Here is a 22,791-nt window from a genome sequence, read left to right as displayed (position 1 = left end):
TTAGCCGATTTGCATCAGTATTGGAAAGCTTTCCTGAAACCAGATCGCCGCATTCGTAATGAAGCCGGACATGAAGGCCACTCCGGTGAGAATGAGAAGAACGCCCATTGCCTTTTCCACAACGCCGAGATGGCGGCGAAACCGCGTGAGGAAGCGCATGAAACTACCGGAAAAACCGGCAGCAATCAGAAAGGGAATGGCAAGCCCGGCGGAATAGACGGCCAGCAGCATTGCCCCCTCACCCACCGTATCTCGCGACGCGGCAACACCCAGAATCGCCCCCAGCACCGGGCCGATGCAGGGCGTCCAGCCAAAGGCGAAGGCGAGCCCCATGATATAGGCGCCCGAAAGGGTCGCAGGCTTGCCGCCGCCTTGAAACCGCGCCTCGCGGGAAAACAGACCTATACGAAACACACCGAGAAAATTCAGCCCCATCAAAATAATGATGAAGCCGCCGACCTTGGCGAGGATATCGAGGTTCTGGCGCAGGACCATGCCGATGCTGGATGCCCCAGCCCCGAGCGCCACGAACACCGTTGCAAAGCCCAGCGTGAAAAACAGCGCGGCAAGCAGCACCGCCTTGCGTCCGCGCGGCTGTGCTTCATATCGTTCTTCGCGGAATTGCTCGACGGAAATTCCCGCCATATAGCAGAGATAGGGCGGCACCAGAGGCAGCACGCAGGGGGACAGAAACGAGAGGGCTCCCGCCAGAAGCGCGGTGAACAGGGATATATCGGCGATGGACAAGGCAGGGCTCCGCTACATTTCGAGATGCTTGTAACGCCGCCAAGCCCTTACGACCAATCACCTTTTTACGCCCGTGACAAAAAAACGCGGGAAGGCCAAATATTCCTGTTTTTATGGGTTGACCGCAGACGTGCCCCTCCCTATGTTCCGCCCACTTCCGAAGGGCGCTTCGCCGCCAACCGGGATAAGCGCAATTCTGCCAATACGGCAACTGAACCGAAACACATGCTGTGTGTTGATACGTCAGTGAAACGCGCGGGACGAAAATGGTGAGAGAGGCTAGCTCAGCTGGTAGAGCAGCGCACTTTTAATGCGCGGGTCGTGGGTTCGAGTCCCACGCCTCTCACCACTCCCCTCCCAATCAGCACTTTCTCGCATCTTCCATAGCTACCACTTGCTGCTGGTCATTGAGGCAAAATGAACCTCCGACGGCACCAGCCTCCGAATTGTCGCAGTTGTCGGCAGCGGCATGTGAGCACTCTTTCCCCCATGCGGCAGATGGAATCAACATCACGAGGGCGCCAGCGCCCTAGTGTATGCTCTGTGGAAATAGCAAGGAAGAACCCCGTCGGCGTTAAACGAGGATCCCAAAAACGATCAATGATGGCTAGATGACGCACGGACCAGAACCCACGAAACTGGGCTCTTGAATCCGCATATTCACGCGGACGCGCCAGCCTCTTCCCGCTGCTTGGCTAGAGCGGCCAGGTCTGCCGGTTTCAGCTCGACAGACTCACCGCAGCCGCAGGCCGAAGTCTGGTTTGGATTGCTGAAGGTAAAGCCGGATCGGAGTTTTGTAGTTTCGAAATCCATCTGCGTGCCCAAGAGATACAGCACGGCCGATGGCTCTATCCAGACTTTTGCATCCTGAAATTCGATAAGATCGTCTTTGGCGGAAGGCTCCGTCACGAGATCGATGGTGTATTCCATGCCTGCGCAGCCACCCTTCTTGATACCGACGCGGACGCCCTTGGCGTCTGGGCCGGAATTGGCGACGATTGCTTTGACACGCGCGGCGGCGGCCTCGGTCATGGTCATAACAGCAAAGCCCATGGGCTCATTCTCCTTCACAATCGGGTTCAAGGCCCGATGCTTCATGGCGTGAATCTAGTCCTACCGACAGGGAGTATCAATAGGCTGCCTTGGCAAAACACAATTGCCTCAGTACCAGCCAACGGCGACCTGCGCCTCTTCCGACATGCGTTCCGGCGTCCATGGCGGATCGAAGGTCATTTCGACGTTGACGCCGGACACACCTTCAACGGCGCCCACGGCATTTTCTACCCAGCCCGGCATTTCGCCCGCAACCGGGCAACCGGGTGCCGTCAGCGTCATGACGATCTTGACCATGCGGTCGTCTTCGACATCGATCTTGTAGATAAGGCCGAGTTCGAAAATATCGGCCGGAATTTCCGGGTCATAGACCGTTTTGAGAGCGGCGATCACATCGTCGCTGATCCGTGCCAGTTCATCTGGCGCGATAGCGGAAACCTTGGCCGGAGCTTCGGTTACACCTTGTGTCTGTTCGGTCATCTCTGTTGTCATGGTCCTGATCCTCAGGCGAAAAAATTGCGGGCGTAGTCAAGCGCCTCGGCCAGGGCGTCCACTTCTGCGCGCGTATTGTAGAGGCCGAACGATGCACGGCATGTGGAGGTAACGCCAAAGCGTTTCAAGAGCGGCATGGCACAATGGGTGCCAGCGCGCACGGCCACACCGCGCCTGTCGATCACCATAGAGACGTCATGCGCGTGAATACCTTCAAGCTCAAACGAGAAGATTCCGCCCTTACCCGGTGCGTTCCCGATGATGCGAAGCGAGTTGATGTCGCGAAGACGTTCTGTAGCATAGGCAGCCAGATCGGCCTCATGCGCGGCAATCGCGGCACGACCGACACCTTCCATGTAATCCAGCGCATAACCCAGACCTATGGCCTGCACGATGGGCGGTGTGCCCGCTTCGAAACGATGCGGTGGCTCATTATAGGTTATGGTGTCCTCGGATACGTCGAGAATCATCTCACCGCCACCCTGAAACGGACGCATCTCGCGCAGGCGGTCGGCCTTGCCATAGAGAACGCCGATGCCGGATGGGCCGTAAAGCTTGTGACCGGTCATCACATACCAGTCGCAATCAATATCCTGAACATCGACAGGCATATGCACAGCACCCTGGCTGCCATCGACCAGCACCGGAATGCCACGCTCATGGGCGATACGGCAAATTTCCTTGACGGGAACAACCGTGCCCAGCGCGTTGGACATATGGGTGATCGCAACGAGCTTGGTCCTTTCGGTCAGGCTCTTTTCAAAGTCTTCGATGTGGAACGCGCCCTCATCGTCGACAGGCACCCAGACGAGCCTGGCACCCTGCCGCTCGCGAATGAAGTGCCATGGAACGATGTTGGAATGGTGCTCCATGATCGACAGGACGATCTCGTCGCCCTCCCCGATTTTCGGCATACCATAACCATAGGCAACCGTGTTGATCGCCTCGGTCGAGGATTTTGTGAAGACGATCTCGTCCACGGATCCGGCATTCAGAAAGCGGCGCACCTTTTCGCGCGACGCTTCGTAAGCATCCGTTGCGGCATTGGAGAGGAAATGCAGGCCACGATGGACGTTTGCATATTCATTGGCATAAGCGTGCGAGATGGCATCGATAACCACCTGCGGCTTTTGAGCGGACGCGCCGTTGTCCAGATAGACCAGCGGCTTGCCATAGACCTCGCGCGAAAGGATCGGAAAATCCTTCCGCACGGCTTCGACGTCATAAGGGGCGGCCACTGCGGCGCGTTCGCTATCAGGCATGGTGTTCCAGCCAGTCGGCGATGATGTCTTCCAGCGCCGCTACGAGATTTTCGTCTTCAAGCTCTTCAACGATCTCATCGACGAAAGCATTGACCAGCATCGCACGGGCCTTTGCCCGCGGAACGCCACGCGCCATCAGGTAGTAAAGATGGTTGTCGCTGATATCGGCAACAGTTGCGCCATGGCCGCACTGAACGTCATCTGCAAAGATTTCCAGTTCCGGCTTGGCCGAGAACTCGCCATCGTCAGACATCAGCAAGGTGTTGCAGGCCATCTTGGCATCGGTCTTCTGGGCATCGGGTGCAACCTGGATCATGCCCTGGAAAATGCCTCTGGCGCGGTCGAAGACAACGTTGCGGAACACTTCTGTCGAGCTGGTATTCGGCACATTGTGACCGAGAACCATCGTGACATCCGTATGCGTTTCGCCGCCCAGAAGATTGACGCCGCGAATGGAAAGGTCGGAATTTTCACCCTGCACATCGATGCGCAGTTCCTGCCGCACGAGCTTGCCACCGGCGTTGACGACGAACAAACGCAGCTTTGCATCGGCGCCCATCGTAATGCGCAGCTGGCCAAGATGCGTATCCGACGCACCCTGCTGCTGGAGGACGATATAGGTCGCCTCCGCGCCATCCTGCACTTCGATTTCGCTGACCGAGGAAACCAGCGCCGCATCAGACGTCACCGACAGGTGACGCTCGATGACGGTGGCCTTGGAGCCCTTTCCAAAGCGAACCGGAAAACGGCTGTGGATCTGCCCAGCACCATGGATTACCTGGAGCTCGAGCGGATTGACCACAATGGATTCCTCGGGGACGAGAACCGAGAGGCCGTCGCGCACGAAGCTGCCATTGATACGACCAATCGCATCATCGTTGCTGGCTGCCACGAGAGTTGCTGCGGCGGTGCCGTCGGAAAGGCTTTCCGCATAGCTTGCCACCGTAAAGCCTTCGATCTGAGCGTCGATTGCCTTGCCCTGCATGACATAGGCGATTGGTGCACCGGCAACCAGTGCCGCACGCTTCTCAATCATTGGAGCTGGAGCATCTTCCGGGATGGCACGCAGCAGGGTCTTGAGGTCGGTGTAGTGCCAAGCCTCGATACGGCGTGTCGGCAGCCCGCCTGTCTTCAGATCGTCAAACAGCACGTCACGCGCGGCGGCGACATTGCCATCGCCCGGCAATTCGCTGAACTTGGCGGTAAAAGCTTCGACCAGCGTGGTTTCCGCTGGCGTCTGCCGGTTGGTTGTTTGCATGTTCATCACATCACCTTTCCCAGCCAATCAGGCGGCTTCACCGATGATGTCGGCATAACCGTTGGATTCCAGATCAAGAGCGAGGCTCTTGTCACCGGAACGGATGATCTTGCCCTTGTAGAGAACATGGACGCTGTCAGGCACGATGTAATCCAGCAAGCGCTGATAGTGGGTGATGACGATGGTCGCACGGTCCGGAGACTTCAGCGCGTTGACGCCATCGGCCACGATCTTCAACGCGTCGATATCGAGACCAGAATCGGTTTCGTCGAGCACGCAGAGCTTCGGCTCAAGCAGCGCCATCTGCAGGATTTCCGCACGCTTCTTTTCACCACCGGAGAAACCGACGTTCAGCGGGCGCTTCAGCATGTCCATGTCGATCTTCAGATCGCCAGCGGCTTCCTTGACCTTCTTGATGAAGTCAGGCGTCGTCAGTTCCGCTTCGCCACGTGCCTTGCGCTGTTCGTTCATCGCAACCTTCAGGAACTGCATGGTGGCAACGCCGGGAATTTCGACAGGGTACTGGAAGGCAAGGAAGATGCCCTTGGCCGCACGCTCGGCAGCGTCCAGTTCCAGGATGCTTTCGCCGTTATAGAGAATGTCACCGGAAGTGACTTCGTAATCTTCACGGCCCGACAGAATGTAGGACAGCGTGGACTTGCCAGAGCCGTTTGGCCCCATGATAGCCGCCACTTCGCCAGCCGCAACCTTCAGGTTCAAGCCCTTGATGATCTGCGTGTCGGTATTGGCGATCTTTGCGTGCAGGTCGATAATTTCAAGCATGTTTGTTTCCTATCCGTACAGCGGTTTCAAAGGCCGCCTCGTAAGCCCTGTTAAAGGCCGGTCTCAATTCTCACATCCGTCATCCTCGGGCTTTTCCCGAGGACGACGAACGGTGGGTTAGCCCACAGATCCCTCAAGCGAAATGCCGATCAGCTTCTGCGCTTCAACCGCAAATTCCATCGGCAACTGCTGGATCACGTCCTTTACGAAGCCGTTGACGATCAGCGCGATGGCTGACTCCTCGGGAATGCCGCGCTGCAGGCAGTAGAACAGCTGGTCCTCGGAAATCTTCGAGGTCGTGGCTTCATGCTCGAACTGGCAGGACGAGTTCTTCGCTTCGATGTAAGGCACGGTGTGCGCGCCGCACTTGTCGCCAATCAGCAACGAGTCGCACTGCGTGAAGTTGCGCGTGTTGGTTGCCTTGCGGTGGGCCGAAACCTGGCCGCGATAGACGTTTTCCGAGAAGCCGGCAGCGATACCCTTGGCGATGATGCGGCTTGACGTGTTCTTGCCGAGGTGGATCATCTTGGTGCCGCTGTCGATCTGCTGATGACCGTTGGACACGGCGATCGAGTAGAACTCACCACGGCTGTCATCGCCGCGCAGAATGCAGGATGGGTATTTCCAGGTGATGGCAGAGCCGGTTTCGACCTGCGTCCACGAAATCTTCGAACGGTTGCCACGGCAATCGCCGCGCTTGGTCACGAAGTTGTAGATGCCGCCCTTGCCGTCCTTATCGCCCGGATACCAGTTCTGGACGGTGGAATATTTGATTTCGGCGTCATCCAGAGCGACAAGCTCAACCACGGCAGCGTGAAGCTGGTTTTCGTCGCGCTGCGGTGCTGTGCAGCCTTCGAGATAGGATACGTAAGCGCCCTCTTCCGCGATGATCAGCGTACGCTCGAACTGACCGGTGTTCTTCTCGTTAATACGGAAATAAGTGGACAGTTCCATCGGGCAACGAACGCCCTTCGGAATGAACACGAAAGAACCGTCCGTGAAGACTGCGGAGTTCAGCGTCGCGTAGAAATTGTCGGTCGTCGGCACAACGGAGCCGATATACTTCTTCACCAGCTCCGGATATTCGCGAATGGCTTCCGAGATCGACATGAAGATCACGCCGGCCTTGGCCAGTTCCGCCTTGAAGGTAGTAACGACCGACACGCTGTCGAACACGGCATCCACGGCAACGCGACGGTTTTCGACGCCAGCCAGAATTTCCTGTTCCTTCAGCGGAATGCCGAGCTTTTCATAGACCTTGAGCAGCTCAGGATCGACCTCATCCAGCGATTTCGGGCCGGGCGTGCTCTTTGGTGCCGCATAATAATAGAGATCGTTGAAATCGATCTTCGGGTAATTGACGCGCGCCCATGTGGGCTCTTCCATCGTCAGCCAGCGCTTATAGGCGTCAAGGCGCCATTCCAGCATCCATTCCGGCTCTTGCTTCTTGGCGGAGATGAAACGGATCACGTCTTCGGACAGGCCCTTGGGTGCCTTGTCCACTTCGATCATGGTTTCAAAACCGTATTTATACTGGTCCACATCGATCTGGCGGACCTGATCGATCGTTTCCTGAACCGCAGCCATAGTCGTTCTCCAATCTCGCCGGATACAAGGTCCGGTGGCTTGTCAACGTATCGAGGCAGAAGACCTGCCTCCATTCGTGTCAGGCGCAACTTTCTTTGCTACGCCTTATTTAGTGTTCGGATGGCGCTTTTCACACTCTCCGGCAAGCGGAATTTTGACTTTCCGCAATTGTTTTTGGCCCTAAGCGGCCTGCACGGCCCGTTTTCGCCGTCCCGCTATTGTGGCGAAGGCGGCGATGGCCTTGTCGATATCTGCCCGCTGCGTGGCAGCGCCGAGCGAAATGCGCAGCGCACCCAGCTTCGGGTCCTGCCCCATAGCTGTCAGCACGTGGCTTTCCCCGACTTTCCCGGAAGAACAGGCCGATCCCGCAGACAGCGCCACGCCTTCAATATCGAAAGCAATCTGGCCCGTTTCGGACTTCAATCCCGGCAGCGTGAAGAAGGTCGTGTTGCAGACACGGCTCACGTCTTTGCCATGAATGATCACATCAGGCGCGACCGTCTGCATCGCGTCTTCCAGTACAGCGCGAAGCCCCGCAATCCGCATGGCTTCCCCATCGAGCCTGCCAAGAGCCTCAGACGCCGCCACACCAAAGCCGATGATGGCGGATGTGTTTTCCGTACCGGACCGATGGCCTTTTTCCTGACCGCCGCCATGGATCAATGGCTTCGGCATCATCACCTCGCCGCGGGAAATCAGCGCACCTACGCCCTTGGGACCGCCAATCTTGTGAGACGACAGAATAAGAAAGTCCGCACCGAGCGTCTGGATATCGACTGCGATACGTCCAACAGCCTGAACGGCGTCGACAACAAGCAAGCCGCCCGCTGCGTGAACGAGGCGCGCGGCATCTTCCACGGGCTGGATAATTCCGGTTTCGTTGTTGACCAGCATGAGCGCCAGCATGGGAAGACCCTTGGCAGCATCATGGGATGCCAGGGCCTGCTCCAGCGCGGCGAGATCGAGAGTGCCCTCAGATGTTACCGCGATTTCACTGACATCCGCCTTGTCAAACCTCCCACCCTCGCGAATTGCGGGATGTTCGATGGCCGAAACATAGAGATGCCCGACAGACAGCGCCGCCCGGCCCATCTTGAAAGCAGGCGAAAGAACGAGATTCGCAGCCTCGGTCGCACCGCTCGTGAAGATGACATGGGCCACTTCCGCACCAACCAGTGCCGCTACATCGCGACGGGCGGCTTCGATTTCGGCGCGCACCATCCGACCTTCCCTATGGACAGACGACGGGTTGCCAGGCAAATCCAGCGCCCGGACAAGCGCATCCCGAACGGCTGGCAGCAGAGGCGCTGTCGCGTTCCAGTCGAGATATGTGCGCATCGTGGTGCTCATACGGGAATTTGCTTCTGTTTACCTATGATTGATGCGCGAAAGCGCATTTTCCTTGAAATTTCAGTCGCGCTTGCCTTATGACACGTCCAACAGTGCTTAAGGCACGCGAAGTTTCGAATAATTCTAAACTGGGTTTTAGAAAAGCTGACCATCCGCGTCAAGTCTTCTTGCGCATGGAAGCGTCAGAAATAGAAAAACACGACCGGAGTACCAATGCCCGAAGTCATTTTCAACGGCCCTGCGGGTCGCCTCGAAGGCCGTTACCAGCCGTCAAAAGAAAAAAGCGCCCCGATTGCCATCATCCTGCATCCGCACCCGCAGTTTGGCGGCACGATGAACAACCAGATCGTTTACCAGCTGTTCTACCTGTTCCAGAAGCGCGGCTTTACCACACTGCGTTTCAATTTCCGCTCGATTGGCCGCAGCCAGGGCGAATTCGATCACGGCGCCGGTGAGCTCTCCGACGCAGCATCAGCGCTGGATTGGGTGCAGGGCCTGCATCCTGATAGCAAGAGCTGTTGGGTGGCGGGATATTCCTTCGGTGCGTGGATCGGTATGCAGCTTCTGATGCGCCGCCCGGAAATCGAAGGCTTCATGTCGATTGCGCCGCAGCCCAACACCTATGACTTCTCCTTCCTCGCGCCCTGCCCATCCTCCGGCCTCATCATCAATGGCGATGCCGACAAGGTAGCACCTGAAAAGGACGTCAACGGTTTGGTTGAAAAGCTGAAGACCCAGAAGGGCATCCTCATCACCCACCGCACCGTTCCCGGCGCAAACCACTTCTTCAATGGACAGGTGGATACGCTGATGAGCGAGTGCGAAGACTATCTGGACCGCCGCCTCAACGGCGAACTGGTGCCTGAGCCTGCGGCGAAGCGGATTCGTTGAAGACTTGCATTCCTGCCCCGCGCCGGACGACGGCGCGGAGCTTTCTATCCCCGTCATTCCGGCCTTTAGCCGGAATCCAGCAGCCGCGCGTCTGCGCGGCGAAAGACTTTAATCCAGACCAAGGACCTGGTCTGACTGGATGCCGGATCAAGTCCGGCATGACGGAAAGCTTATACATTGCGCGCAAAAACCCCACCCGTCACCGGTTCCCTCACACCTGTTGTGCCGGGATAGGTCAGGGGCAAGCCTCTTAGCGACCGCACGGCGAGATAGGCCCAGGCTTCGGCCTCCATTGCACCGCCATCAAAGCCCGCGTCCTCTGCGGCGATCACCTTTGCACCAAGTGTCGCGGCCTGGGTCGCGAACTCATGCATAATGACGGGGTTCAGCCGGCCACCGCCACAAACGACATAGGTCTTGGCGCCCTCCGGCAAATAGCTGGCAGACTTCAGAATGGCGGCACCCGTCAGATGCGCCAGCGTACGTGCACCATCCTCCAGCGAAACCTCACCCGTTGCAGGCGGCATGAAATCCGAGCGATCCAGCGACCGGCGGATATTTGAGGAAAAGAACGGGCTTTCCATATAGCGCTCCACCAGTGATGGGACCACCGCACCCCGTGCCGCGGTAGCACCGCCCTTGTCGTAAGCCTTGCCGGTATGCGCCTCGATCCACTGGTCGATCAGCATATTGCCGGGGCCGCTATCGAAGGCTGCAAGCTCGCCGCTCTCGCCGATATAGGTGAGGTTGGAAATGCCGCCGATATTCACGAACACCGCAGGCGTTTCGAACTGCTCCGGCAGATTGGCGGCAAGGGCTGCGTGATAGACCGGAATGAGTGGTGCGCCCTGCCCGCCATGGACCATATCATTCGCACGCATATCATAGACGACTGCGATGCCGGTTTCCTCAGCCAGCAGCGGACCGTCGCCAATCTGCACCGTTAGCCCATCATCCGGTCGGTGCAGAACCGTCTGTCCGTGGAAGCCTATGATGTCGATTTCATCGGCAGCCAAGCCATGACGGTGAAGGAAGGATTTGACCGTTGCAGCATGGGCAAGCGTCAGTATCCTTTCCGCCTCCGCCAGATCCTGCGGACGCTCTTTGCGCTCGCGAATGGATTTTGCCGTAACAAGCGCTTTCTGCCATGTGGCGCGCAGCGTGGCATCATAGGGGAAATAGCCGCTGGGGCCGTGGTGAACCACGCTTTCGCCATCCGTGCGCAACAGCCCGATATCGATGCCATCCATGGACGTGCCGCTCATCAGCCCTATCGCTGTTTTGACCTCGCCCATGTCCGCTCTCCTGCCAGATGGAATCAACCCGTTACCGATTGCCGATATTCATGGCGCAAACGGGTGCAATTTACAAAAAACAATGCTAAGGGCGCGGCATTCACTGGCATTTCAGTGATGCAACAGACCCAACCAGAAAGAAAAAGGTTATGTCCAGGTTCAAGTCCGATTTCCTCCGCACGCTCGATGAGCGCGGCTTTATTCACCAGATCTCCGACGAGGCAGGTCTCGATGAACTCTTTGCCAAGGAAACCGTGACTGCCTATATCGGCTTTGATCCGACCGCACCCAGCCTGCACGCTGGCGGTCTGATCCAGATCATGATGCTGCACTGGATGCAGAAGACCGGCCACCAGCCGATTTCGCTTATGGGCGGCGGCACCGGCATGGTTGGCGACCCCTCCTTCAAGGATGAGGCGCGGCAGTTGATGACGGTCGATACGATCGAAAGCAACATTGCCTCCATCAAGCGGGTCTTCTCGAATTACCTCGATTACGATGCCGCAACCGCGCCTGCGCTCATGATCAACAATGGCGACTGGCTGCGTGACATCAACTACCTCGAATTCCTGCGTGATGTCGGCCGTCACTTCTCGGTCAATCGCATGTTGTCCTTCGACAGCGTCAAGACACGTCTGGACCGCGAGCAGTCGCTGTCCTTCCTCGAATTCAACTACATGATACTTCAGGCCTACGACTTCGTGGAGCTGAACAAGCGCACCGGCTGCCGATTGCAGATGGGCGGCTCGGACCAGTGGGGCAACATCATCAACGGTATCGACCTCGGTCACCGCATGGGTACACCACAGCTTTACGCGCTGACCTCGCCGCTTCTGACGACGTCGTCAGGTGCGAAGATGGGCAAGTCCATGAATGGCGCCGTTTGGCTGAACCCGGATATGCTCTCGGCCTATGACTTCTGGCAATACTGGCGCAACACCGAAGACGCCGATGTGTCGCGCTTCCTGAAGCTCTACACCACGCTGCCGATGGACGAGATCGCCCGCCTTTCGGCGCTTGGCGGCTCGGAAATCAACGAAGTCAAGAAGATCCTCGCGACCGAAATCACCGCCATGCTGCATGGCCGTGAAAATGCCGAGCAGGCTGCCGAAACAGCACGCAAGACATTCGAAGAAGGTGCGCTTGCCGACAACCTGCCCTCCATCGAAGTGCCGAAGAGCGAACTTGAGGCGGGGCTTGGCCTGTTGTCGCTGATCGTGCGCGCTGGCCTTGCCGCTTCCAACGGCGAAGCCCGCCGGCACGTTCAGGGCGGTGCGGTCAAGATCAACGACCAGAGCATGTCGGACGAGCGTCAGGTTATCGGCGCTGGCGAGATCACGGCAGATGGCGTCATCAAGCTGTCGTTGGGCAAGAAGAAGCACATTCTCGTTCGGCCTGCGTGAGGTTTCAAACCACCACACAACGAAAAAAGGCAGCCTTCGCGCTGCCTTTTTTGTTTTGATGTGCGAGTGAAGGATCAGTTCCTCAACTTATACCCTGTCTTGAACATCCAGCCGATTACGCCCAGGCAGGCCGCGAGGAAGATGGCGATCATGCCGAGGCTGAGCAGCGGATTGACGTCCGATATTTCGTAGAAACTCCAGCGGAAACCGCTGATCAGGTAGAGCACCGGGTTGAAATGGCTGACCGTCTGCCAGAATGGCGGCAACATGCTGATGGAATAGAAACTCCCGCCAAGGAATGTCAAAGGCGGTATGACCAGCATGGGAATAAGGTTGAGCTGCTCAAAATTGGTAGCCCACATGCCGATGATGAAGCCGAATAGGCTGAAACTGATGGCGGTGAGAACGAAGAAAAGCACCATCATGAATGGATGAGCAATCGAGACGTCCACGAAGAAGGAAGCCGTCAAAAGGATGATCGTGCCGATCAATAGCCCCTTCGTTGCCGCCGCTCCGACATAGCCTGCGAGTATCTCGGTCATCGCTACGGGAGCGGATAGAATTTCGTAGATCGTGCCGGTGAATTTTGGAAAATAAATTCCAAATGAGCCGTTGCTGATACATTGCGTCAGAAGCGTGAGCATGATCAGGCCCGGCGTGATGAACGCGCCGTAGGATACGCCATCGACTTCCTGAATGCGTGAGCCGATGGCCGTGCCGAAGACGATGAAGTAGAGCGAGGTCGAGATGACCGGCGAAACCACGCTCTGCAACAGGGTGCGGCGTGTACGGGCCATTTCGAAGAGATAGATGGATTTGATGGCTTCGAAGTTCATTTTTGACCTCCCACCAGCGCCACGAAAATATCTTCCAGCGAGCTCTGGCGTGTCGAAATATCCTTGAAATGAATGCCGGCGCTTGCGAGTGCCGAGAGAAGATCGGCAATTTGGCTCTGCTCGCCATTGCCCTCATACTCGTAGGTCAGACAGCTGCCATCCTGCGAAAGAGAGAGCTGGAACCGGGAAAGACTGTCCGGCAGCACCTTGATGGGTTCGGCCAGTTCCAGCGAGAGCTGCTTGCGGCCGAGCTTCTGCATCAGTGCGGTCTTTTCTTCGACAAGCAACAACTCGCCGCTGTTGATGACACCAACGCGATCGGCGATCTCTTCGGCTTCCTCGATGTAGTGCGTGGTCAGGATGATGGTGACGCCCGTCGCCCGCAACTCCTCGACCACCTGCCACATGTCGCGACGAAGGGCCACGTCGACACCCGCAGTCGGCTCGTCCAGAAAAAGGATCTGCGGCTCATGCGCCAGCGCCTTGGCAATCAGCACGCGCCGCTTCATGCCGCCGGAGAGCTCGCGAAGCATGTTGTCCTTCTTGCTGTAGAGCGACAGGGACTTGAGGATGCGCTCTATAAGCTCGGGGTTCTTTTTCTTGCCATGCAGGCCGCGGGAAAAGGAAACGGTGTTCCAGACGGTCTCGAACTGGTCCGTCGTCAGTTCCTGCGGAACGAGGCCGATCAACTCCCGCGTCCTGCGGAAATCGCCGACGACATCATGTCCATCAACAAGGACGCGTCCCTCGCCCGGATTGACCAGACCACAGATGATGGAAATCAGCGTTGTCTTTCCGGCGCCATTCGGTCCCAGAAGCGCAAGAATCTCACCCTTGTAGATATCAAGGGTGACACCTTTGAGCGCCTGAAAGCCGTTGGCGTAGGATTTTGTGAGATTTTGGATGGAAACAATTGGATTTTGCGGGGAATTCATGGGGCATCTTTCAACGTAATCCGTATTGAAAGCATATAGGTTCCAGACTCCTAAAAAGCCATCCCCGAGGCGGCATGATGCCGCATTGGCGCTATCATTCCGCCAAAATCTTCAATCGCAGTGGCGGTAGCCGGACTTACGGGTTCTAAGATCGAAATGGAAATGGTTCCAGTGGTTGGGATCACTGCCCGGTCCAAGAACCGTCGAGAAATACTTGCAGCTGTCGCTGCGCACCGCCTTGAGCAGACCTTTCTCACGAAACGCAAAGAAGCTCTTCTTGCGCACATCGATTTCCTTGCCGTTCTTAAGCGTGATGGTGCCGATATCGATGGCGTTGCCGCGCGCGTGCTCCGACCACGGATTGCTGGAGCGCGAGTTCATCTTGCGGCAGGAATAACCGCCCATCGGCGTGATGCGCTCGACACCGGAGAGATAGCGGAAGCGCGACGAAGGAACGAGCTCGAACTTTACCCACTTGGCAAAGGCGAGCGTTACCTGGCAATTGAGCTTTACCGCAGGGCGGATAGCGACGCCGCTGGCAAGACCGCTGAGCTCGATCGGGTAATCAATGCCGCAGGTGGGGCCATCCGACACGCGACCCACATCCCGAAACGCCACGCCCAGCCTGCGCAATTCGGAGCGGCAGGAAATCTCCGACGCGGGCATCATACCCGGTGGAGATGACATCCTGCTCTCCTGCATCGGGTTCTGCGGCATCATCATCGCCACATCCTGCACCGGCTGACGCTGCCTCTGGCCTTCGCCGGGCGGAGGAATGAGGCGCGATTGGCTGTTTACCTGTCGACGCTGCAACGGTGGAGCAGACATCTGGCTGTTCATCGCGTCATCTACAGGCTGTGGACCGGGCGCAGCAATATCCATGTCCTGCTCTTCCGCCAGCCCACGCACCGGCGCAACGCCCAGTCCGTCGTCCATATTGACGCCGCCCTGCCCCTCGGCCATCTCATTCGACATTTGCGGCGTTGGCCCACCCAGACGTGCCTGTTGATCATCCAGCGTGGAATATTGCTGTCCGGGAGCGGCCTGCAGCAGCGGGTCTCGCGAAGGCGTTTGCGCCGGCATCGGCTGCTCGAGCGGCGCATATTGCTCGACAGGCTGACCCGGTACGACGGGGCTGGAGGGCGCGCTGTAATTCTGTTGACGGGACGATTGAATGGAGCTGACCCTGGTTGCGCCATCGACGTCGGCAGGAGGGACAAGCCCTTCCGCCGAACACGATACGATCACCGTCGACATTGTCAGTAACGTCACCAAGCGACGCGGAAGGGAAACATACGCCATACCAGAACCTGCACCTTCAGCGGCCGCAACGCGCGGCAATCAAGCTAAATCTTAAACAAATTTGGTAAACGAACCCTTTTCATGCGCACCTCTATAATCATCAGCGAATGCTTGCATGAGGAAGATTTGAGGTCGCGCCGATTTCCCTCTGCCTCGGCATCAGAAGTGAGGGTTCTGACGGGACGATGAAAGAAAGCGTTAATCCTCGCGGCGTAACCTTATGAGACTGAGCTACGAAATAAGGGCGACCCATATGGCCAAGCCAAGCTTCCGCTTTACCCATTACGACCTGAAGGAACTGCGCGCAGGCGCAATCATCGAGGTTTCGCTAAACGCTATCAACAATGTCCGACTGATGAATTCGGGCAATTACCAGCGTTTTACCGAAATGCTCGACTTCAAGTATCTTGGCGGCGTAGCGAAGAAGTCGCCACTGCGCGTTGTCATTCCAGAAACATCGCACTGGCATCTGATCGTGGATTGCGAGGGACATGCCGCACTCGCGGAATCATCCGTGAAGATGCTGCCGCCACAACAAGCGGCAATCACACGACGCGCATCCTGAGCAGGAGCACCTGCCCTATTTGGCGTTACGTTCCCGCCGAAGCTTGGCCCACCAGTCCAACCGCTTGCGAATATCGCGTTCAAAACCGCGATCGGGCGGATCATAGAATGTAGTGCGCCCCATTTTCTCCGGGAAATAATCCTGTCCTGAAAAGGCGTCGGGCTCGTCATGGTCATAGCGATAACCATCGCCATAGCCTTCGCCCTTCATCAACTTCGTCGGAGCATTCAGAATGTGCTTGGGCGGTAGCAGCGAGCCGCTTTCCTTGGCCGCGCGGGTTGCAGCCTTGAATGCGGTGTAGACCGCATTGGATTTCGGCGCCGTCGCCAGGTAGACGCAGGCCTGCGCGAGCGCGAGTTCGCCTTCCGGCGAACCGAGATAATCATAGGCATCCTTGGCCGCATTGCAGATGACCAGCGCCTGCGGGTCCGCAAGACCGATGTCTTCCACCGCCATACGCACCAGACGACGACCGAGATACAGCGGATCCTCGCCCGCGTCGAACATACGCGCAAGATAGTAGAGCGCAGCATCGGGATCAGAACCGCGCACGGATTTGTGCAGCGCCGATATCATGTTGTAGTGGCCGTCCTGCGCCTTGTCATAGATTGGCGCACGGCGCTGAACGATGCGTGTCAGCCCTTCCGTATCGAATGTCTCGTCCTTGCGCGCGGCACGCCAGACCTCTTCGGCCAGCGTCAGCACAGCACGACCATCGCCATCTGCCATGCGGATCAACGCCGCTCTGGCATCATCCGTCAGCGGCAGCGGCTTGTCCTCGACGGATTCCGCACGCGCCAGCAATTCGGCGAGACTTTCCTCATCATGCGATTTGAAGGTCAGAACCCGCGCTCGCGACAGAAGCGCGGCGTTGAGTTCGAAGGATGGGTTTTCGGTCGTAGCGCCGACAAGGATTATCGTCCCGTCTTCCATGACCGGGAGAAAGCTGTCCTGCTGGGCACGGTTGAAGCGGTGGATCTCATCCACGAAGAGCAACGTCTGCCGACCGTTCATCCGCCGCGTCCGCGCGCTCTCAAAAACCTTCTTCAGATCTGCGACGCCTGAGAAAATGGCCGAAATCTGCTCAAAGGCTAGCCCTGCTTCACCTGAAAGCAGGCGGGCGACCGTCGTCTTGCCAGTACCGGGCGGGCCCCAGAAGATCATGGACCCCAGGGAACCGCTCTCGATCATTCGGCGCAGCACGCCCTCTTCGCCCGTCAGATGTGACTGGCCGGTGACCTCTGCGATGGTCGTCGGACGCAGCCGGTCAGCAAGGGGTCGCCGGTTGGCGACCTCTGCCGGAACCTGAGGAGCAAAGAGATCGCCACTCATCGCAGGAATTGCCGGATGCGCTGGCCATCCCTGACGATTTCCAGACGCCAGAAACCGGGATTATCCTCCAGTGCGCGCTCCACATCCGCCGTCGACGTCATTTCCGTTCCATTGAGGGACATGATGATGTCCTTTGGCTGGAAACCCACCCGTGCGGCTGGCGAATTGCGTTTGACCTCGACAATGACGACGCCTGCGGTGCTGGTTGGCATGCGCAACTCATCCGCAAGCTTTGGCGAAAGGTTGGCAACCGTTGCGCCCGCAAAAGGATTGCGGCCTTCCAGCAGGCGTTCGTCACGCGGTGCTGTCTCAGGCGCCGTATCGAGCGCGATTGTCGCCGTCTTTTCCTTGCCCTTGTCGATCAGGGTCAGTTTCGCGGATTTGCCGATGCCCGCGGTCGTCAATCGATACCCCAGCGCATCGGGATGCTCAACCTCGATACCGTTGACCGCCGTCACCACCTGTCCGGGCTCGATGCCAGCCTTCTCGGCGGGTCCATCCTTGACGACGCTGACCACCAGTGCCCCACGTGCGCGCTTGAGGCCAAGCGCTTCGGCCACTTCAGATGTCACAGGGTCAAACGTCGCGCCTACGTAGGGACGCTGGAAGCTGGTATCGCCCTTTTCGGCTGCAGCTAGGAACACCCGGACCAGATTTGCCGGGATGGCGAAGCCGATGCCGTTCGAGCCACCACCACGCGAGAAGATGGCGGTGTTGATGCCAATCAGCTCTCCGCCCATATTCATCAGGGCACCACCCGAGTTGCCGGGGTTGATGGATGCATCTGTCTGAATGAAGAAGCCGAAGTCACCTTGAGTGACCTGATTTCTGGCAAGAGCCGAAACGATGCCGCTGGTTACCGTCTGCCCGACGCCAAATGGGTTGCCAATGGCCAGCACCAGATCACCGACCTCAGTCGCATCCGAGTTGCCAAGTGGCAGGACAGGAAACTCTTCCTTGGCATCGATCTTCAGCACCGCGAGATCGATGCGATCATCCTTCAGGAGTACCTTGGAAGAAAATTCACGACCATCAGCGAGTGCGACCTTGATGTCGTCCGCGCCATCGATGACGTGGTTGTTGGTAACGACGAGCCCGCTTGCCGTGACAATGACGCCCGAACCGAGGGAGGATTGCTTCTCGGTGCGATTGGGCAATTGCTGGCCGAAGAACTGCTCAAAGAATGGGTCGCCGGCAAAGGGCGAAGCGCGGCGCTCCACGACCCGTTCGGCATAGACGTTTACCACGGCGCCGGAAGTGCGCTTTACAAGAGGCGCGAAGGAAAGCTGCATTTCTGCGGTGCTGGATGGCACGGTCTTGCTGTCCTGCGCCCGCACGTGTGCAGGCAGAACGAGCATAGTCGCCACAAGGGCGGTGGTCAGATACTTCGCCATGCTTGGCATGTGATTCCTCATCCTCATCAATATGATGGAGTTATAATGCCTCAGCCTATAAATCAAAGGGCGGCAAGATAATGACAAACCGCTGCCCAAACACAGTTGTGGAACAAGATGTGGTGATTCGGACTTAAGACCGCATATAAAGTCCGGTTCTGGAAAAGAGATCCACATGCATTTGAAGAAAAAAATCCTGACTGCAATGATTGTACTTGCATCATATTCGCACGGCTCACCCGTCGGCGCCGCAAGCTTCGACTGCACGAAGACCGACCTCAAAGCCGACGAAAAGACCATTTGCGAAAACCGGGCGCTGAACGATCAGGACGTCCGCATGGCAACCACGTTCGACATTTTGACGCAGCTCATGGCAATGGGTGCCCGCGACACGCTGCGCACCGAGCAGAGCGAATGGCTGAAGAGCCGCGAAGCCTGCGCGGCTGATACCGAATGTCTGACCAAAGCCTATGATGAGCGAATGAAGAAGCTCGGCGAAGCCTTCCAGAACATCAACCGCCCGCTCTAATAAGCGCGACTCGACAAGACATCTTCAATTCAAGACGCGGAGATAATGTCAGCCATCAGCCCGTGCAACTGGTCTCGGTACCCGGTGCGCGCTGATGGCGCATCTTCGCGAGATGTCATGACAACACTCAGCTTTTTCGTGGGAACGATGTAGAGCATCTGCCCGCCATAGCCCCACGCGTAGTAAACTGTCTCTCCCGACATTTCCTTGATAAACCAGCAGTAGCCATAGCCATCACCATTGAAAACCGAGTTTGTTCGCTGGACCCAGGACTGGTCTACCCAGCTTTGCGATAAGAGCCGCTTGCCATCTGGCGTCACGCCGCCTCCGCGATAAAGTTCTCCAAAGGCGAGGAGCGATCTCGATGTCATCGCCATCTGGTTTCCGCCGAGATAGATACCTTGCGGGTCCCTCTCCCACGCACCAATCCTGAAGCCTTCAAGCGGTGAAAACCAGTCTCTTGCAAGTGCAAGGGTGGATTTTCCGGACGCCTTGGTCAGGATTGCCGATAGCAGATGGGTTGAACCGGTGGAGTACAACATACCGCCGCCCGGCTCTCCGGCAAAACCGGAGCCAAGCGCCATCCGCACCCAGTTGCGGCTGGAAACCCACCGGCCATAATTGGGGCCAGACATTCTCTCCAGCCCCGACTGCATGGACAGAAGGTTTCCGATGGTCACGCGCTCCAGGCGCGGATCTGGATTGGCCGGGAAATCTCCACGCAGCACCGAGGCAACGGGCTGGTCGACACCGTCAAGGATCTTTCGATCAATCGCCATTCCAACCATGGCAGACAGGATCGATTTGGAAGCCGACTTGATATTGGTCGACCCATTGAGTGACGCGCCATGATAAGCGCGGCTGGCCGTCTCCCTGCCATCCACGCTGACGATCACGGTCTTGAGACTTGGCAATTCATCGGCGCTGCGAAGCAGTTCATCCACATTTCTGGACGTCTGCGCGCGAATGCTGGAGGCAAAAGGGAGTGTGGCGAAGATGGCAAGTGCGGCGCGACGTTTCATAAGAACGTAGGTAGTCTTTTATTGGCAGGCCAAAAGGCCTGTAACCCTTTTGTGACCTGCCAAACGGTCGGAATGCAAAGTCTTCCCCGTGGACTACTCTTCGTAAATCATCTTCTTCGTCATGCCACCGTCTACGACCAGAACCTGGCCGGTTACGAAGCCGGCTTTCGCCAGATAAGCGACGGCATCTGCGATATCGCCGGGGTTCCCCACTCTTCCGACAGGATGCTGCTCATGGTCTTTATCCCGCAGATCCGTGTCATTGGTTATCCAGCCTGGTGCAATTGCATTGACGCGAATGTCGGGACCAAGGCTGACTGCCAATGCGTGCGTGAGTGCAACGAGCCCACCCTTGGAGGCCGCATAGGCCTCCGTCTCCGGCTCCGACATGAAAGCGCGTGTCGAGACCATGTTGACGATGGAAGCGCCATCGCTCATCAATGGCACAGCGGATCTGGTCATCAAAAAGGCGCCCGTCAGGTGGCTATCCGTGACTTTGCGCCAGTCGGCGAGAGAAAGTTCGTGGATTGGACCGTTGGTCGGGCTGGCGATGCCGGCATTATTGACGAGAAGGTCCAGACTGTCCCAGCCAAGCTCCTGAAACGCCCCAAGAACGGATGTTTCATCGCCGACATCGCAATGGACATGCTGTGCATCGCTCTCGCCCTCTTCCAGATCGAACGACGCTACCGTCCAGCCGTCTCTCGCCAAGGCTTCGATAATACCCGCGCCAATCAAACCTGCGCCGCCGGTCACGATTGCTCGTTTCATGCCGATTCTCCGTCTGGTCATTTCAAGTACTCGCCCAACGTCCGGGCAAAGCGCGGGTTCCTGCACTGACGCAAATGAAACGCCAGACGCCAGACAGCAAAAAGCCGCCCGGCGTGACCGGGCGGCTCTCTCATGGATAGCCTGAGCTTTACTCCGGCAAAATGCGAACTGCACCCTTGTCGGCGCTCGATGCGAAAGCGGCATAGGCCTTGAGCGCTGTTGTAACGTTGCGCTTGCGGAATTCCGCAGGCTTCCAGCCAAGCTGATCCTGCTCGGCGCGGCGCGCCGCAAGCTCGGCATCGGAGACCTTGAGGTTGATGGTTCGGTTCGGGATGTCGATCTCTATCGCATCGCCGTTGCGGACCAGACCGATTGCTCCGCCCTGCGCTGCCTCAGGTGACGCATGGCCGATGGAAAGGCCCGACGTACCGCCGGAGAACCGGCCATCGGTGATCAAGGCGCAGGCCTTGCCCAGCCCCTTCGACTTGAGATAGCTGGTCGGATAGAGCATTTCCTGCATACCCGGACCGCCCTTCGGGCCTTCGTACCTGATAACGACAACGTCGCCTTCTTTGACCTCGTTCGACAGGATTCCCTTAACTGCAGAGTCCTGGCTCTCGTAGACGACAGCCGTACCGTTGAACTTCAGAATGGATTCGTCGACGCCAGCCGTTTTGACGATGCAGCCGTCGAGCGCGATGTTGCCGTAGAGCACGGCAAGGCCGCCATCCTTGGAGAAAGGCTTTTCGACCGAGCGGATAACGCCGTTGTCGCTGTCCGTATCCAGTTCATCCCAACGCGAGGACTGGCTGAACGCGACCTGCGTCGGCACGCCGCCGGGTGCTGCCTTGAAGAACTGGCGGACCGTTTCGCTATTGGTGCGGGTAATGTCCCAACGGTCGATTGCGTCGCCCAGCGTCGGCTCATGAACGGTTGGGCAATCGCGGTTGATAAGGCCGCCACGGTCCAGCTCGCCCAGAATACGCATGATGCCACCGGCGCGGTGAACATCTTCCATATGCACGTCCTGCTTGGCCGGTGCCACTTTTGAAAGGCAGGGCACCTTGCGCGACAGGCGGTCGATGTCTTCCATGGTGAAATCGACCCCGCCTTCATGGGCTGCGGCCAGAATATGCAAAACCGTATTGGTAGAACCGCCCATGGCGATATCCAGCGACATTGCGTTTTCAAAAGCCTGCTTGCTTGCAATGGTGCGCGGCAGAACGCTTTCGTCATCCTGCTCATAATAACGGCGTGCGAGATCCACGATAAGATGACCGGCCTCAACGAACAGGCGCTTACGGTCGGAATGCGTTGCAAGCGTCGAACCATTGCCCGGCAGGGAAAGACCGAGCGCTTCGGTCAGACAGTTCATGGAGTTTGCCGTAAACATGCCCGAGCAGGAACCGCAGGTCGGGCAAGCAGAGCGCTCGATCACCTGGACATCCTCGTCGGAAATCTTGTCGTCAGCCGCAGCGACCATGGCGTCCACGAGGTCGAGTGCAACGGTTTTACCGTGCAAAACGGCTTTACCCGCTTCCATGGGTCCACCGGACACGAAGACGGCCGGGATATTGAGGCGCATGGCGGCGCTCAACATGCCGGGTGTGATCTTGTCGCAGTTGGAAATGCACACCATGGCGTCTGCGCAGTGGGCGTTGACCATGTATTCGACGCTGTCGGAGATGATTTCACGCGACGGCAGGGAATACAGCATTCCATCATGCCCCATGGCGATGCCGTCATCCACTGCGATCGTGTTGAATTCCTTGGCAACGCCGCCAGCGGCCTCGATCTCGCGCGCAACCAGCTGGCCGAGATCCTTAAGATGGACGTGGCCGGGCACGAACTGAGTGAACGAGTTCACGACCGCAATGATCGGCTTGCCGAAATCGCCATCCTTCATGCCGGTGGCGCGCCACAGGCCACGGGCACCGGCCATGTTGCGGCCATGGGTTGTCGTTCTGGAGCGATAAACTGGCAT

At 57.8% G+C, this 22,791-nt stretch carries 21 protein-coding genes and 1 tRNA gene; 5 read left to right on the top strand and 17 right to left on the bottom strand.

Going from position 1 to position 22,791, the window contains the following annotated elements; genetic code table 11:
* Positions 1-747, bottom strand: coding sequence for a cytochrome c biogenesis CcdA family protein (locus ASF69_RS09910; RefSeq protein WP_062587083.1), 747 nt, complete (start codon positions 745-747; stop codon positions 1-3).
* A gap of 273 nt (positions 748-1,020) precedes the next feature.
* Here ASF69_RS09910 and ASF69_RS09905 point away from each other — a divergent pair.
* Positions 1,021-1,096, top strand: a tRNA-Lys gene (locus ASF69_RS09905).
* A gap of 311 nt (positions 1,097-1,407) precedes the next feature.
* On the opposite strand, the gene sufA is transcribed toward ASF69_RS09905, so the two are convergent.
* The 7 genes from sufA to ASF69_RS09870 form a co-directional block, all read right to left on the bottom strand.
* On the bottom strand, positions 1,408-1,800 hold the full coding sequence (gene sufA, locus ASF69_RS09900; RefSeq protein WP_062587082.1) for a Fe-S cluster assembly scaffold SufA: 393 nt from the start codon (positions 1,798-1,800) through the stop codon (positions 1,408-1,410).
* A gap of 108 nt (positions 1,801-1,908) precedes the next feature.
* A complete protein-coding gene (locus ASF69_RS09895; protein WP_244475443.1) occupies positions 1,909-2,280 on the bottom strand; it encodes an SUF system Fe-S cluster assembly protein in 372 nt (123 codons plus the stop codon).
* Between the two features lie 23 nt (positions 2,281-2,303).
* Complete coding sequence (locus ASF69_RS09890; RefSeq protein ID WP_062587080.1) at positions 2,304-3,554, bottom strand: cysteine desulfurase; 1,251 nt, start codon at positions 3,552-3,554, stop codon at positions 2,304-2,306.
* Positions 3,547-4,818 carry a Fe-S cluster assembly protein SufD gene (gene sufD, locus ASF69_RS09885; protein ID WP_062587079.1) on the bottom strand — a complete coding sequence of 424 codons (1,272 nt, stop codon included), beginning with the start codon at positions 4,816-4,818 and terminating at the stop codon, positions 3,547-3,549. The genes ASF69_RS09890 and sufD overlap by 8 nt, the downstream gene beginning before the upstream one ends.
* Positions 4,819-4,839: 21 nt before the next feature.
* On the bottom strand, positions 4,840-5,595 hold the full coding sequence (gene sufC, locus ASF69_RS09880) for a Fe-S cluster assembly ATPase SufC (protein ID WP_062587078.1): 756 nt from the start codon (positions 5,593-5,595) through the stop codon (positions 4,840-4,842).
* Between the two features lie 117 nt (positions 5,596-5,712).
* Positions 5,713-7,182: a Fe-S cluster assembly protein SufB gene (gene sufB, locus ASF69_RS09875; protein WP_062587077.1), complete on the bottom strand. Its 1,470-nt coding sequence runs from the start codon at positions 7,180-7,182 to the stop codon at positions 5,713-5,715.
* A gap of 180 nt (positions 7,183-7,362) precedes the next feature.
* Complete coding sequence (locus ASF69_RS09870; protein WP_062587076.1) at positions 7,363-8,532, bottom strand: cysteine desulfurase family protein; 1,170 nt, start codon at positions 8,530-8,532, stop codon at positions 7,363-7,365.
* A 213-nt stretch (positions 8,533-8,745) separates the two neighbouring features.
* Between ASF69_RS09870 and ASF69_RS09865 the strand changes: the two genes are divergently transcribed.
* Entirely contained in the window at positions 8,746-9,423 is a 678-nt protein-coding gene (locus ASF69_RS09865) for an alpha/beta hydrolase (RefSeq protein ID WP_062587075.1), read from the top strand.
* 170 nt (positions 9,424-9,593) lie between these two features.
* On the opposite strand, the gene ASF69_RS09860 is transcribed toward ASF69_RS09865, so the two are convergent.
* Complete coding sequence (locus ASF69_RS09860; RefSeq protein WP_062587074.1) at positions 9,594-10,718, bottom strand: anhydro-N-acetylmuramic acid kinase; 1,125 nt, start codon at positions 10,716-10,718, stop codon at positions 9,594-9,596.
* Positions 10,719-10,867: 149 nt separating this feature from the next.
* Here ASF69_RS09860 and tyrS point away from each other — a divergent pair, with 149 nt between their 5' ends.
* Positions 10,868-12,121 carry a tyrosine--tRNA ligase gene (gene tyrS, locus ASF69_RS09855; protein WP_062587073.1) on the top strand — a complete coding sequence of 418 codons (1,254 nt, stop codon included), beginning with the start codon at positions 10,868-10,870 and terminating at the stop codon, positions 12,119-12,121.
* A 74-nt stretch (positions 12,122-12,195) separates the two neighbouring features.
* Here the strand turns inward: tyrS and ASF69_RS09850 are convergent, their stop codons facing one another.
* The 3 genes from ASF69_RS09850 to ASF69_RS09840 form a co-directional block, all read right to left on the bottom strand.
* The gene (locus ASF69_RS09850; RefSeq protein WP_062587072.1) at positions 12,196-12,957 is read right to left on the bottom strand and encodes an ABC transporter permease; all 762 of its coding nucleotides are present in this window, start codon (positions 12,955-12,957) and stop codon (positions 12,196-12,198) included.
* The gene (locus ASF69_RS09845) at positions 12,954-13,892 is read right to left on the bottom strand and encodes an ABC transporter ATP-binding protein (protein ID WP_062587071.1); all 939 of its coding nucleotides are present in this window, start codon (positions 13,890-13,892) and stop codon (positions 12,954-12,956) included. Before ASF69_RS09845 ends, ASF69_RS09850 begins: the two co-directional genes overlap by 4 nt.
* Positions 13,893-14,003: 111 nt before the next feature.
* The gene (locus tag ASF69_RS09840) at positions 14,004-15,194 is read right to left on the bottom strand and encodes an extensin family protein (RefSeq protein ID WP_062587070.1); all 1,191 of its coding nucleotides are present in this window, start codon (positions 15,192-15,194) and stop codon (positions 14,004-14,006) included.
* Between the two features lie 253 nt (positions 15,195-15,447).
* On the opposite strand from ASF69_RS09840, the gene ASF69_RS09835 reads away from it, so the two are divergent.
* Positions 15,448-15,759: a DUF1883 domain-containing protein gene (locus ASF69_RS09835; protein WP_062587276.1), complete on the top strand. Its 312-nt coding sequence runs from the start codon at positions 15,448-15,450 to the stop codon at positions 15,757-15,759.
* A 15-nt stretch (positions 15,760-15,774) separates the two neighbouring features.
* Here ASF69_RS09835 and ASF69_RS09830 read toward each other — a convergent pair whose 3' ends face one another.
* Together ASF69_RS09830 and ASF69_RS09825 are read right to left on the bottom strand one after the other, a co-directional pair.
* Positions 15,775-17,091: a replication-associated recombination protein A gene (locus tag ASF69_RS09830; RefSeq protein WP_062587069.1), complete on the bottom strand. Its 1,317-nt coding sequence runs from the start codon at positions 17,089-17,091 to the stop codon at positions 15,775-15,777.
* A complete protein-coding gene (locus ASF69_RS09825; RefSeq protein ID WP_062587068.1) occupies positions 17,088-18,494 on the bottom strand; it encodes a DegQ family serine endoprotease in 1,407 nt (468 codons plus the stop codon). The genes ASF69_RS09830 and ASF69_RS09825 overlap by 4 nt, the downstream gene beginning before the upstream one ends.
* 166 nt (positions 18,495-18,660) lie before the next feature.
* Here ASF69_RS09825 and ASF69_RS09820 point away from each other — a divergent pair, with 166 nt between their 5' ends.
* Positions 18,661-19,014 (top strand): lysozyme inhibitor LprI family protein, encoded by a 354-nt coding sequence (locus tag ASF69_RS09820; protein ID WP_062587067.1) that lies wholly within the window; start codon positions 18,661-18,663, stop codon positions 19,012-19,014.
* Positions 19,015-19,043: 29 nt separating this feature from the next.
* On the opposite strand, the gene ASF69_RS09815 is transcribed toward ASF69_RS09820, so the two are convergent.
* The 3 genes from ASF69_RS09815 to ilvD form a co-directional block, all read right to left on the bottom strand.
* Positions 19,044-20,036, bottom strand: a complete 993-nt coding sequence (locus ASF69_RS09815; RefSeq protein ID WP_062587066.1) for a serine hydrolase — start codon at positions 20,034-20,036, stop codon at positions 19,044-19,046.
* Positions 20,037-20,129: 93 nt separating this feature from the next.
* Positions 20,130-20,807, bottom strand: a complete 678-nt coding sequence (locus tag ASF69_RS09810; protein ID WP_062587065.1) for an SDR family oxidoreductase — start codon at positions 20,805-20,807, stop codon at positions 20,130-20,132.
* 148 nt (positions 20,808-20,955) lie between these two features.
* A complete protein-coding gene (gene ilvD / locus ASF69_RS09805; protein WP_062587064.1) occupies positions 20,956-22,791 on the bottom strand; it encodes a dihydroxy-acid dehydratase in 1,836 nt (611 codons plus the stop codon).

The sequence above is a fragment of the Rhizobium sp. Leaf311 genome (assembly GCF_001423445.1).
In the GTDB taxonomy this organism is placed as follows: Bacteria; Pseudomonadota; Alphaproteobacteria; order Rhizobiales; family Rhizobiaceae; genus Agrobacterium.
Note: the sequence above shows the minus strand (reverse complement) of the source record. Positions and strands in the feature narration are given on the sequence as shown.

What these genes read in the sequence shown, in the direction of transcription:
- sufD (WP_062587079.1), bottom strand. Translation starts at nt 4,818, where the DNA reads ATGAACATGCAAACAACCAACCGGCAGACGCCAGCGGAAACCACGCTG.
- ilvD (WP_062587064.1), bottom strand. Translation starts at nt 22,791, where the DNA reads ATGCCAGTTTATCGCTCCAGAACGACAACCCATGGCCGCAACATGGCC.
- tyrS (WP_062587073.1), top strand. Translation starts at nt 10,868, where the DNA reads ATGTCCAGGTTCAAGTCCGATTTCCTCCGCACGCTCGATGAGCGCGGC.
- ASF69_RS09890 (WP_062587080.1), bottom strand. Translation starts at nt 3,554, where the DNA reads ATGCCTGATAGCGAACGCGCCGCAGTGGCCGCCCCTTATGACGTCGAA.
- ASF69_RS09830 (WP_062587069.1), bottom strand. Translation starts at nt 17,091, where the DNA reads ATGAGTGGCGATCTCTTTGCTCCTCAGGTTCCGGCAGAGGTCGCCAAC.
- ASF69_RS09870 (WP_062587076.1), bottom strand. Translation starts at nt 8,532, where the DNA reads ATGAGCACCACGATGCGCACATATCTCGACTGGAACGCGACAGCGCCT.
- ASF69_RS09835 (WP_062587276.1), top strand. Translation starts at nt 15,448, where the DNA reads ATGGCCAAGCCAAGCTTCCGCTTTACCCATTACGACCTGAAGGAACTG.
- ASF69_RS09825 (WP_062587068.1), bottom strand. Translation starts at nt 18,494, where the DNA reads ATGCCAAGCATGGCGAAGTATCTGACCACCGCCCTTGTGGCGACTATG.
- ASF69_RS09840 (WP_062587070.1), bottom strand. Translation starts at nt 15,194, where the DNA reads ATGGCGTATGTTTCCCTTCCGCGTCGCTTGGTGACGTTACTGACAATG.
- ASF69_RS09815 (WP_062587066.1), bottom strand. Translation starts at nt 20,036, where the DNA reads ATGAAACGTCGCGCCGCACTTGCCATCTTCGCCACACTCCCTTTTGCC.
- ASF69_RS09845 (WP_062587071.1), bottom strand. Translation starts at nt 13,892, where the DNA reads ATGAATTCCCCGCAAAATCCAATTGTTTCCATCCAAAATCTCACAAAA.
- ASF69_RS09865 (WP_062587075.1), top strand. Translation starts at nt 8,746, where the DNA reads ATGCCCGAAGTCATTTTCAACGGCCCTGCGGGTCGCCTCGAAGGCCGT.
- sufA (WP_062587082.1), bottom strand. Translation starts at nt 1,800, where the DNA reads ATGGGCTTTGCTGTTATGACCATGACCGAGGCCGCCGCCGCGCGTGTC.
- sufC (WP_062587078.1), bottom strand. Translation starts at nt 5,595, where the DNA reads ATGCTTGAAATTATCGACCTGCACGCAAAGATCGCCAATACCGACACG.
- ASF69_RS09820 (WP_062587067.1), top strand. Translation starts at nt 18,661, where the DNA reads ATGCATTTGAAGAAAAAAATCCTGACTGCAATGATTGTACTTGCATCA.
- ASF69_RS09850 (WP_062587072.1), bottom strand. Translation starts at nt 12,957, where the DNA reads ATGAACTTCGAAGCCATCAAATCCATCTATCTCTTCGAAATGGCCCGT.
- ASF69_RS09895 (WP_244475443.1), bottom strand. Translation starts at nt 2,280, where the DNA reads ATGACCGAACAGACACAAGGTGTAACCGAAGCTCCGGCCAAGGTTTCC.
- ASF69_RS09860 (WP_062587074.1), bottom strand. Translation starts at nt 10,718, where the DNA reads ATGGGCGAGGTCAAAACAGCGATAGGGCTGATGAGCGGCACGTCCATG.
- sufB (WP_062587077.1), bottom strand. Translation starts at nt 7,182, where the DNA reads ATGGCTGCGGTTCAGGAAACGATCGATCAGGTCCGCCAGATCGATGTG.
- ASF69_RS09810 (WP_062587065.1), bottom strand. Translation starts at nt 20,807, where the DNA reads ATGAAACGAGCAATCGTGACCGGCGGCGCAGGTTTGATTGGCGCGGGT.